At 61.6% G+C, this 1,000-nt stretch carries 1 protein-coding gene; it reads left to right on the forward strand.

The genetic code is table 11. The annotated features are described in order from the left end of the window. Window positions 1-1,000, forward strand: a 1,000-nt coding sequence (locus tag AC1DT3_RS22535) for a sensor histidine kinase (RefSeq protein WP_477467397.1), incomplete at both ends; no start/stop codon positions are given.

Raw genomic sequence — 1,000 nt, forward strand, 5'->3', positions numbered from 1 at the left:
GCCGGAGAATGCCGACGTCCAAGGCAAGACCTACGCCGAAGTGATGGCTTTGGGTCGCCCGCCGGAGATCCAGCATCAGTTCTTCCGTCAAGGACGGCAGGAGGACGGCGCACGGAGCTTCGAGGCTCGTCTCGGCGACGGCCGTTGGCTGCAGATGAACGAACGCCGGACCAAGGACGGCGGTTGCGTGTCGGTGGGCACGGACATCACCGCGCTGAAGCGGCACGAGCACCGCCTCGTCGAATCCGAAAAGGAACTGATCGCCTCGGTGCTGGACCTGAAGCAATCGCGCCAGAAGCTCGAAGCGCAGACGATCCAGCTCGCCGATCTCGCGGAGCGCTACCTCGATCAGAAGGCTCAGGCGGAAAGCGCAAACCGCGCCAAGTCGGAATTTCTGGCCAACATGAGCCATGAGTTGCGCACGCCGCTCAACGCGATCATCGGCTTTGCCGAAGTGATGCAAAGCGGGATCTTCGGAACACTCGGCTCGGACAAATACGAAGAATACTGCACGGACATCCGCTCCAGCGGCGAATATCTCCTCTCGGTCATCAACGACATTCTCGACATGTCGCGCATCGAAGCGGGTCGCACGACGCTGACGAAGCAGCCTGTCCAAGTGAACGGCGCCATTCATCGGGCCCTCAAGCTGGTGGGTGAGCAGATCCGCGGCAAGGATCTCGCGATCACCGTCGACGTGGATCCGGACGACATCGACGTTCTCGCCGACGAGAGAAGCCTGCATCAGATCCTCGTCAATCTGTTGCAGAATGCGACGAAGTTCACGAAGGACGGCGGCTGCATCACGGTGCGGACCCGTCCGGCCGGCAACGCGATCAACATCTATGTCGAGGACAACGGCATCGGCATCCCTGCCTACGCTCTGCAGAAGCTGGGACGGCCATTCGAACAGGTCGAGACGGAGTTCTCCAAGAGCTACAAGGGTTCGGGTCTCGGTCTCGCCATTGCCCGCTCCCTCGCTGAGCTCCACGGCGGTTCG

Source organism: Microvirga sp. P4_G7, assembly GCF_056401005.1.